The 10,020-nt window shown below is 42.5% G+C and carries 9 protein-coding genes; 6 read left to right on the top strand and 3 right to left on the bottom strand.

Annotation, left to right across the window (positions count from 1 at the left end; all coding sequences use genetic code 11):
• Positions 1-57 precede the first annotated feature (57 nt).
• From J7529_RS23580 to pyrE, 3 genes are read right to left on the bottom strand one after another with little or no spacing between them, the layout of a single operon-like run.
• Positions 58-663, bottom strand: a complete 606-nt coding sequence (locus J7529_RS23580) for a molybdenum cofactor guanylyltransferase (RefSeq protein ID WP_318731005.1) — start codon at positions 661-663, stop codon at positions 58-60.
• A gap of 3 nt (positions 664-666) precedes the next feature.
• Positions 667-993, bottom strand: coding sequence for a YbjQ family protein (locus J7529_RS23585; RefSeq protein WP_318731006.1), 327 nt, complete (start codon positions 991-993; stop codon positions 667-669).
• Between the two features lie 48 nt (positions 994-1,041).
• On the bottom strand, positions 1,042-1,617 hold the full coding sequence (pyrE, locus tag J7529_RS23590; protein ID WP_413038976.1) for an orotate phosphoribosyltransferase: 576 nt from the start codon (positions 1,615-1,617) through the stop codon (positions 1,042-1,044).
• Positions 1,618-1,705: 88 nt separating this feature from the next.
• On the opposite strand from pyrE, the gene J7529_RS23595 reads away from it, so the two are divergent.
• The 6 genes from J7529_RS23595 (at position 1,706) to J7529_RS23620 (ending at position 9,603) form a co-directional block, all read left to right on the top strand.
• Positions 1,706-2,704 (top strand): phage tail protein, encoded by a 999-nt coding sequence (locus J7529_RS23595; protein WP_318731008.1) that lies wholly within the window; start codon positions 1,706-1,708, stop codon positions 2,702-2,704.
• Between the two features lie 115 nt (positions 2,705-2,819).
• On the top strand, positions 2,820-4,253 hold the full coding sequence (locus tag J7529_RS23600) for a hypothetical protein (RefSeq protein ID WP_318731009.1): 1,434 nt from the start codon (positions 2,820-2,822) through the stop codon (positions 4,251-4,253).
• Positions 4,254-4,296: 43 nt separating this feature from the next.
• Complete coding sequence (locus J7529_RS23605) at positions 4,297-5,538, top strand: cache domain-containing protein (protein WP_318731010.1); 1,242 nt, start codon at positions 4,297-4,299, stop codon at positions 5,536-5,538.
• A gap of 29 nt (positions 5,539-5,567) precedes the next feature.
• A complete protein-coding gene (locus J7529_RS23610; protein ID WP_318731011.1) occupies positions 5,568-6,965 on the top strand; it encodes a cache domain-containing protein in 1,398 nt (465 codons plus the stop codon).
• Positions 6,958-8,835, top strand: a complete 1,878-nt coding sequence (locus tag J7529_RS23615; RefSeq protein ID WP_318731012.1) for a cache domain-containing protein — start codon at positions 6,958-6,960, stop codon at positions 8,833-8,835. The genes J7529_RS23610 and J7529_RS23615 overlap by 8 nt, the downstream gene beginning before the upstream one ends.
• Before the next feature lie 27 nt (positions 8,836-8,862).
• A complete protein-coding gene (locus tag J7529_RS23620; protein ID WP_318731013.1) occupies positions 8,863-9,603 on the top strand; it encodes a hypothetical protein in 741 nt (246 codons plus the stop codon).
• Positions 9,604-10,020: the final 417 nt, after the last annotated feature.

A 10,020-nucleotide genomic window follows, 5' to 3' on the forward strand; every position in this document is an offset into this window, starting at 1 on the left:
CATTAGGAAATCGCTATGATTGTTGAAATTAGAGAATTTAAGCAAAATCCTATTGCATCAAATTAAGCTTGCCACGCCACTACAATCTTCTGGTGTATTGCAGTTGTGGAGCATCTGAGCAACTGTGGCATCTACGGGTAAGGCTTGTACTGGAATGGAGGATAACCAGTGTTGAAAGGAGTTACCTCCATTCTGGATAAAGGATTTTAGAGTCAGTTGAAGATCGAGACGGTAAAATCCACACAGGGGTTCCCAGTACTTTCCCTGAATCGGAACAACGGCTAAGGTTGATTCAGGAATGTCGGAGAGTTGGGCGATCCAATGCTGCAAAAGAGTGGGGTCTAAGTTGGGTAAATCGCAACCGAGCAACAAAATCCAGGGATGTTGAATTCTTTCCCAAACTTGAGAGAGAGCAACTAAGGGCCCGTTTCCAGGGTTGGACTCGACGATCCACTGGCAATGTGGGGGGGCGATCGCCCGATAGCGATCGGGCCAAGGCGTAACGATATATACCTGCTCTGTACATTGGGTGGCGACTTCCGATACCCGTTGCAGCAAAGGGACTCCATTCCAGGGAATCAGAGCCTTGTCCTGTCCCATGCGGGAACTTTGCCCTCCGGCTAAAATGACACTGGCTACGGTAGCACTGGGAAAAATAGACATGGGTTATTTATAACTCACCGCCGTTCCACTTGCTGCGACCATCAGCATACTACTGCCACCCGAAACTGAAATGGTTTCATAGTCAAGATCGACACCAATAACTGCATTTGCGCCCATCTTCTGAGCCTCAGCTACCATTTCCTTCATCGCGGTTTCTTTGGCTTCCCGGAGTGATTTCTCATAAGCTCCCGAGCGCCCGCCCACGATATCACGAATACCAGCAAAAAAATCTTTGAAGATATTAGCCCCTAAGATTGCCTCTCCACTGACGACACCATGATAAGCGGTAATCTGATATCCATCTAAACCATCTGTTGTAGTAACTAGCACAATATAAGTCCTCATTCAATCAGAATTTATCTCGATCTTAACCCATCCCTATTGCCTATTTTCTTTCTCTTTATAGCGCTGTTGTATCTCTTCAATACTAAACAGAGCTTCAAACTTTAACCCCATGGACTGGTAATATTCTGCACCTCCCTGGAGGCGATCGACTAATGCTACGATTTGGTTCACTTCGTATCCTACAGCGCGCAAGCGCTCCACCGCTTTCATCGCCGACTGTCCCGTAGTGACTACATCCTCTAGCACGACCACCTTAGCGCCCTGGGGTAAGGTCGGTCCTTCAATATAAGCCTGAGTTCCATGACCTTTGGCTTCCTTACGCACAATTAACGCTGAGATGGGCCGCTCTTCATAAGCAGAAACGACACTCACGGCAGTCACAATTGGATCGGCTCCCAAAGTTAATCCTCCCACGGCTTGCACATCTTCAGGAAGCAGATTTAACAACAACTCGCCCACCGCTACAGCTCCTTGGGGATGGAGGGTAACCGGTTTACTATTGATATAGTAAGAACTTTTTTGGCCAGAAGAGAGTAAAAAATCTCCCTCTTGATAAGCCAATTGACAAAACAAATCTATTAACTCTTGACGTGAGGTCAAATCTACCATGAGGACACCTGATCTTTCCTGCAAATTATAGCGCTGGTAATGGGCAATGGCTAATTGGTAAACTATAATTTTTGATTCCCAAAGTACCATGACCCTTGCGCGTTCGAGTCCTCTTTCTCTTGAGGTAATTCCCATGCGTCTGCCAGATGCAGACCCGGAATTACTGCATCATGACCCCTTAGCTCCTGAAGGGATTCCCCTGATGCTGATTCCAGGAGAACCCAGCCAGCTTATGGTCAAACTGGGTAATCCTGGAGAACACCCCTTGAATGTGACCCTAGAATTTCGGGGAAATTTGCCCCAGGCTTGGTATTCTTGCGAGAGGGAAAATTCTGAAATCTCTCCTGGAATCAGCCAAGATATTATCATCGAATTCCAAGCACCGGATGACTTTTTTGAGGCATTCCTGGCCCTAAGAGAAAATTCAAGTTTACGGATTAATTATAGTGGTCGGCTTCAGGTGTATGGAGCGATGCCAGGAACGGTGAGCCAACTGATTGATGTGGCGGATATTAACTTTTATGTGCGTCCCCAGTCTAGGTATTTAGACTTTTTGCCCCAAATCTATCGGGAAGTTGATTTTGTGGGGCGGTTTTTGAAGATTATTGAAGAAACGTTTAACCCAGATGTGCAGATGATGGCGAGTTTATTTGCCTATCTCGATCCCTTAACTGCGCCCCAATCTATGTTGCCATTTCTAGCCCATTGGGTGGGTTGGGAATTGCAATCTTATTTGAGTTTAGATCAACAGCGATCGCTCATTCGCCATGCCTTAGAAATTTATCGCTGGCGAGGCACACGGCGAGGGTTGCGACTCTATTTACATTTGGCTACGGGTTTACCCTTGGATGATGATGTGGAACGGGAGGAAGATAAACATATTGCTATTCTGGAAACTTTTAGCCAAGGATTAGTTTTAGACCATTCAATTTTGGGACAAGATGCTCTGTTGGGTGGAGGTCAGCCGTTTCATTTTCGGGTACATTTGCAACCCGATACTCCAGGGTCGGTGGATGAGGCTTTGGTGCGTCAGGTGATTGACCAGCAAAAACCAGCATTTTGTACCTATGAGTTGCAACTTGATTAGTGGATAATGGAGCAATACCTCCTGATGCCAAAAGTTAATTAAGTTTTAATTTTTTTCTGAAAATGACCGTTTTATGGCCATACTGTCTGTTACAGATCGTGATTGAGTAAGGCTTGTGACGTTATCTGCCGATCCCGGAAGTGGCACAGAGCTTCCCTACCCTGTTCCTCTAGAACGGTTGGTTGTCCATGATGGTTTGCTTTTAAATGCTCATCGTTGGCAACGGGCCCATGAATATCATCGAAAGCGCCAGAATTTATATTATCAGGCGCTCCATCAACCTGGAATTGTTTATGGTTTGGGGGTGAAAGTGATTTCAGCTCCTGATAGTATCGCAGCCCAGTATCGTGACGGACGCTGGGTAGAAGTACAACCGGGGATGGCTATTGACCGGATGGGAAATCCAATTATTGTCGATCAGGCGATCGCCTTTCGCATTGCTCTAAGTCCCAAGGAAATCCCAGTTACAGTCTATTTAGTACTCAGTTATGTCGATCCAGAAACCCTACAGCGCAATTCTGAGGTGGAACTGGTTCCGGAAACGTTCCGCATTGATGAGAAAAGCACCCCTCCATCAGGTTTAGAAGTGGAATTATGCCGTTTGCAGCTCTCTCCTGGAACGGTGCAGTTATCCCCCTCTGGGGGTTCCCTGAGCGGAGTCGAAGGGGGCAACGTTGGGGATGTGTTTGCGCCCCAGATCAATCAGTTGGATCTGCGCTATCGCTCTCCTGTGGGAGTTCGCCCCCAAGGAACGGTACAGGTTGCCTATATGCAGGGTGGAAATGGGGGCGATCGCCTGACGGCTTCTAATTTATCCTGTTTACTACAGGCCTTTGTAGCCCTCGATCCGGGAATGCGAGGCATTGAAGAAGTTGCTTCGGTTACCTGGAGCAATACAGAGAACTCGGAAGGGTTGGAGGAATCTTGGGAGATGACGGCAACTCGTCAGGGGTTAGTTTGGCAAGGCTATGATTTAATCTATTTAAGCTACAATCAGGCGCTGAATACGAATGAGGCTCAACAGGCAAGTTTACGAGCCTATGTAGGATTAGGGGGGGTGATCTTCATTGAGCTATTGGAAGAGGAGACCCAGGTAGATGAGTTAAGTTTTGTACAACAGGAACTGTTAGAGGCGATCGCCGATATTGGCGATACAGTAGAGTTACAAGAGGTAAAAACCCAGTTAAACGAAGAATTAGCAGCTTGCGAAGAGGAATTAAATCGCCAAATTCAAGAGATTTGTGCATCTATAGAACAATTAGCCATTAATCTAGGCATGTCTGGCGCTGATTTAGGGCAATTATCCCCATGGCATCCCCTGAAAACCCAACCCTTTTTATTTAGTGCCCTACCCAAAATTCAGCAAAATCCGGTTCGCCTATTTAATTGGGGAGGCGTAGTTTTGGCGATCGGGGATTTATCCTTAGCGTGGGGACTCGAGAGTGGACTAGAGTTACCCAGAGAAAAAATTCGCAATGCCCAAGAATTGGGGATTAATCTTTTACATTTTGCCTGGCGCAGACGGCATTTAACCCAATTGCAACACTAGATTCAGAGGGCGAAAAGGAATAAGACATCATGAGGACAAGAAAATGAAACGTTGGCACAATAGTTTACTGATCCAGCATGTGGGCTATTTTTCCGTGTTGTCCCTAGTTTCAGTGGTCGGGCTGGCGATCGTCATTTACTATCAGTCTGTTGAGCTGCTGAAAAAATCGATTACCAGTCAAATGGAAGTCGTGATTTCCATTAAAGAAAATCAGATTGATAACTGGTTTTCTCAACAACATAAAACCATCTTGCTGATCTCTCAAACGCCAACATTAGTGAACTCTTATTCTAGTTTTCTAGACAACAAAAATCAGCAATCTTATCAAACAATTGAAGATTATTTTAGCACAATTTTAGAAACTGAAAATACAATTCAGTCTTTATCCATATCTACCAACAGTGGGATTGTTTCTATCTCAACTGAAGGAGAGGAAGAAGGAAACTATCAACCCTTGGGGAACACGGTTACTTATTTTACGCAAGAAAATCTAGAAACCGTTCGCCCAACCTTATATACTTCTCCGATTACACGGGAAACCGCTATGACCTTTGCGACTCCTTTACTCAACGATCAAGGGGAAAGAATAGGGGTTTTATCCGTTGATCTTTCCCTAGAAAAAATTCATGAAATCATGCAAGAAGCCACCGGATTAGGGGAGACAGATGAATCGTATTTAATCCGCAAACAGGGACAAGAAAATCGATTGGTAGATACCCAAGATTCAGAATTAGCCAATCAATGGGTACGCAGTCCAGGAATTGATGCTGCTATGTCAGGTCAAGATGGGATCGATTTTTATCAAAATCATAAACAAGTAGAAGTGATTGGCAGTTACCGATGGTTAGAAGATAAAAACTTGGGAATTCTCGTGGAAATCACACGAGAAGAAGCATTTAATGTTTCGGGAACTATTGCTCTTAACCTACTATTTGGAGGATTGTTAGTAGCAGTAATCTTGTTAATAATTGTCTATATTTTATCGCGCAAAGTCACCCGACCCATATTGGAAATTGCCCAAAATGTCAATCAAGTGATTGATGGGAACTTAATGATAAAATCTAAACAGTTACGAAAAATTAGTCAGAGAGGGGATGAAATTGGACAATTAGCGCGGGGATTTGATGAAATGATTAAAGTGGTTGATTCACGGCAGCAAGATCTAGCAGAACAAGTGCGAAAATTGAGAATGAATAATGCTAACTTAAGCCAAGCGCAAGAATTAGAAATGGCTTATTTCAAAGCATTAAAGCGTAAAGCACAATGGATTAGAAATAAAGAATAATTTAAAGAATATCTTATCCAGGTCTATTTATGGTTTCCCTAAAAAAACTCATTCCTATTTTAACGGTAACACCTTTAATGGCAACCTTAGCATTTACGGGAGTATTAGCAATCTATAATGCAGATAAAACTGTAGATGAACTCTCTAGATCTTGGATGAAGGAATCTGTGATGCAAATCAAAAGTCAGGTACACCTTAATCTTCGACAACCAGAGATTATCTATAAATTGAGCTTAAATCGCTATCAATCTAATCCATCAATATGGAAAGACACACAGAACTTAACGATTAATTTTTATAATAAAATTCGTTTTTTCCCTTCGGTTAGTAATATTTATTTTGGCAGTCCAAACCAAGAATTTATTGGTATTAAACTCAATGAAAGTGGGCAATTTACTCAGTCTTATTCTGGGGAAAATACGGATCACGAACATATCACTTATATCCTAGATAGAAACGGTCAACGGGGTCAAGTATTGAGTAAAGACTCAGTGTTTAATCCCACTACTCGTCCTTGGTATCAAGCCGCACAGAAAACGAACAATCTAGTTTGGAGTCCTGTCTATCCAGATTTTACCACTCGCCAGCTAGGAATTACGGCAGCTCAAGCAGTACGCGATCGCCAAGGGAATTTAGTTGGAGTTTTAGGAATTGATTATTTTCTCAATAGTCTGAATCAATTTCTCCGTGATTTACCCATTAGTAAAGCAGCAAAAGTTTTAATTATTCAACAAGATGGACGATTGATTGCCAGTTCTGATCCCGATCCGTTAACCCTATTTGATCCAGAATCAGAAACCCACTTAATGATTACTCAAAGTCCCGATCCAATGGTGCAAAAAATCGGAGAAATTTTGATCGCCAAATTTAGTGATTTTAGTCTCATATCTGAACCTCAGTCCTTGATTTTTTACCATAATAGACAAAAGCAATTGGTTTGGGTTGAGCCGATTGAAAACCACTGGAACTTGCACTGGGTAGTAGTTGTGGCATTATCAGAACCAAATGTGTTTCATCCGGCTAAAAAAAGAACTATTTATATTTTCATGATTTTAGCAGCAACTGTGGGCAGTGCTTTGGCAGTCTGGAATATGCATCAATTGGTGGTGTCTCCTCTGTTGCGGTTAAATACAACAGCAAAACAACTGAAAAATCGAAGATTTAAACCTGAAAAAATTGCAGATTTAGTGAAGCGTAATGACGAAATCGGTCAATTCAGTCGTGTGTTTGAAGAAATGGCCTTGTTAATTCAAGAGCAACAAAGCAACTTAGAAAAAAGGATTGAACAGTTAAGCACATACAAAACCAAAGTATCTTCTTCAGAGGATACGGAAAATTCTCCAGAATTAAATTTAAGTTACTGGGATTACTTGAAACAAAAATCACAAAAAATCCGCCGAAAAACGCCCCTTGAAAAACATGATTAAGAATCTGTCTATCCGCTATCGTCTGCCTCTTTTAATTGTTGCCCCTTCGGTTTTAGTTGTCGGCTTGATAGCCATTGTTCTATTTCAAAAGACCAGACAAAATATTAATACAATTTCCGTTGAGTTAGCCCGTACAACTACTGCTCATGTAGAAGATGATCTTCGGGATTATTTGTCAGTCCCTAATACGATCAATCAGCTTAACCTCCAAAGCATTACATTAGGCGGTCTCAATCTAGAGGATTTACCTAGTTTAGAACTCTATTTTTGGAATCAGATTCAAATTTTTGAAGGTGTAAAAAGTCTGTATTTTGGCAATCCTCAAGGAGAATTTAGGGGAGCCACTATTCTTAACTCAGGAGAAGTTGGAATTAGTATGGCTGGACAAGCAACGAATTCTAGTGTAATCCGTTACGCAACCACTAGCGATGGTCGCAAAACTGAAGTTGTACATCAAGTCCCTAATTATGACCCCCGTGTTCGTCCTTGGTATCAAGCTGCACTCCAATCCAATAAACCCGTTTGGACTGATATTTATCAAGATTTTTCTGCCCAAGAATTAACAATTACTGCTGCACAAGTTGTTAAAGATTCTCAAGGAGAAGTCCTTGGTGTTCTGGCGGTCGATTTGTTCTTTCAGGGAATCAATGAATTTCTGCAAGACTTAACGATTGGTAAAACTGGACAAGTTTTAATTATCGATCGCGAAGGATTCTTAATTGCCAGTTCTAATCCAGACTTGATTGCAGAAGCTCAACGTCATCAAGATCGGTTGAATATTGTCGGTAGTGAAAATGAGTTGATTTCGGCGATCGCGGAAAATTTACTCAACCAATTTGGCAGCTTTTTTCGACTTGAAAGTACCGTGAATTCTTCTCTTAAGTGGAAAAGAAAATATGTCAGTTTTCAAGTCAAAAACTTTCGCGATCGCTTAGGCTTAGACTGGCTGATTGTGGTGATTATTCCTGAAGAAGATTTTATGCAACAAGTAGCTATCCAAGCCTGGATAACTTTCGTCTTAGAACTTTTGATTTTATTATCATCTTTGGGGATTGGCTTAGGAGTCAGTCGTTGGGTTCTACAACCTATTTTTCAATTTAGTGAAGCTGCCGATCAAATTAAATCCCAATCTTTTAATCCCCAAACCTTAGAGAATTTATATCAACGTCAAGATGAAGTGGGCGAATTAGCTAGAGTCTTTGTAGATATGGCGGTAGAAACCGGAGATCGCCAACAAAGCCTTCAAGACGAGTTAAACCTATTAAATTTCCAGGTTAGCCAATCTAACGATGACCCCTACGAACTCACCGCCTTGAAGAAATGGCAGAAAAAAGCATCCTGTATTCGGACAGTTTATGATTATCATCCCCATTTACCTCAACTTCTGTCCCAAGTTCCCTATTATCAGCGCTTAACCCCTGAACAGTTAAGCCAGTTAGTCATGGAGGGCAAAATTAAACGAGTTGAGGTGGGGGATTATATTTGTCGGGAAGATCAACCGGGAGATGAGTTTTATATTATTCTCACTGGTTCTGTCCGCATCTTTGTGGAGAAAATCAATAAACCCTTAGTTACCCTCTCTTCAGGACAATCTTTTGGAGAACTGGCGCTCATGCTTGGGGGAAATCGAACGGCTACGGCGATCGCGATCGAAGAAACCACCCTATTCTTGATCGATCGCCTCAACTTTGGCAAAGTCCTCCACCAATACCCCCAAATGGCTGAACAAATTGCCCAAGATCTCCATCGTCACCAAACTGAACTCCAAGAGCGCAAGCAGCTTCTGGCGGAATATGGCCTCTTAGAAGATGACGAAACCGACCTCTTACAGCAAATCAAATCTCGAATGAAAACTCTCTTTAATCTCTAAACCTGCCCATAGCCACAAGCCATCATTATGAAATCCTATCCCCTCGTTACCTGTCACATTAACCCGCGCTCTAGAATAGAGAGCAAAGCCTTATCAGAGTCGGGTTTAGAGGTGGGTAGCCCTGAATTTGTAGATTGGGCACTCAAACACAAAAAGTTCAAAGTTCAGGTCTATTGGGAACCCTTTAACTATTCTGTAGTTTATCGTATCACTTGTTATTTACGCTCCGATCAACTCTGGTATGCGTCCAAGTGTATTGGCGGTATTTTCAAACAACATCGACTTGGGAAAACGGAGGAAATTACCACAGAAAAACTCATAGAGGCAGTGCAATGGTTATGTCCTGACCCTCAAGCAATCGCCCCCACCTTGCCATCTGAGTCTGAAGATACTATTGATCCGGCTCCCCAAACTAACAAGCGGAAATTCAATCAAGCCTTATACTATCAACTACTCCTAGAAATTGAAGATTTGAAGCAACAGATAGAGGAACTTTTACAAGACAATCAGAAATTAAAAATCGACCGCGAACAACTCTGGCAGCAACACGCCCAGAGTGTAAAATTACGTCAAGACTTGCAAGAAATAGTGACTCAACTGATGGCAGAACGTGAACAGTATGAAGAACAACTGCAAACCCTTAATCAAGTGGTCAACGAGCTAGGGACAAAACTTGAATCGGTGAATCTAAAAACTAATCCTCGCTGGTATTATGCCAATCGCTATTATCAAAAGTTGCAGGACATTTTACAGGGCAAAGCGTTGTAGTGGGGAAATGGTAGGAGAATGGGGAAGAAAAGAGTAAAGCAATAGAGAGGTATTTATGGCAGGTCGGTTAAAAGTGAGTCTATCAGAAAGTGTGGGGGACCTTCAAAAGTGCTTAAGCAAGTCAAAAACAGCAGAAGAAGAAAAAGAAGAAAACCGCAGAAAAGCCAGAGAAAGAATTTTTGTAGAATATCTGATTAGACAGCTAAACAAGTTTAGAGTAGTAGGAGAAAGATTCCGACTCTGGCGGCCAAGTTACGAAAGAATAATCAGGGGAGTGTGGGTTAATACAGCGCTTTGCGCTGTGATGGGGGGATGGGGAGATGGGGGGAAGAAACAACAGACTCGGTGGCGCTTTGAGCTATTCTAGCTATCGTTAAAAACCGTCATTAATGTACCTCATAGCAGAGGAAACTGCTG

It is taken from the genome of Roseofilum sp. Guam (assembly GCF_017746735.1).
Lineage (GTDB): Bacteria > Cyanobacteriota > Cyanobacteriia > Cyanobacteriales > Desertifilaceae > Roseofilum > Roseofilum reptotaenium.

Coding starts and splice junctions, on each gene's coding strand:
- pyrE (WP_413038976.1), bottom strand. CDS start 1,617: ATGGTAGATTTGACCTCACGTCAAGAGTTAATAGATTTGTTTTGTCAA.
- J7529_RS23620 (WP_318731013.1), top strand. CDS start 8,863: ATGAAATCCTATCCCCTCGTTACCTGTCACATTAACCCGCGCTCTAGA.
- J7529_RS23615 (WP_318731012.1), top strand. CDS start 6,958: ATGATTAAGAATCTGTCTATCCGCTATCGTCTGCCTCTTTTAATTGTT.
- J7529_RS23605 (WP_318731010.1), top strand. CDS start 4,297: ATGAAACGTTGGCACAATAGTTTACTGATCCAGCATGTGGGCTATTTT.
- J7529_RS23610 (WP_318731011.1), top strand. CDS start 5,568: ATGGTTTCCCTAAAAAAACTCATTCCTATTTTAACGGTAACACCTTTA.
- J7529_RS23595 (WP_318731008.1), top strand. CDS start 1,706: ATGACCCTTGCGCGTTCGAGTCCTCTTTCTCTTGAGGTAATTCCCATG.
- J7529_RS23580 (WP_318731005.1), bottom strand. CDS start 663: ATGTCTATTTTTCCCAGTGCTACCGTAGCCAGTGTCATTTTAGCCGGA.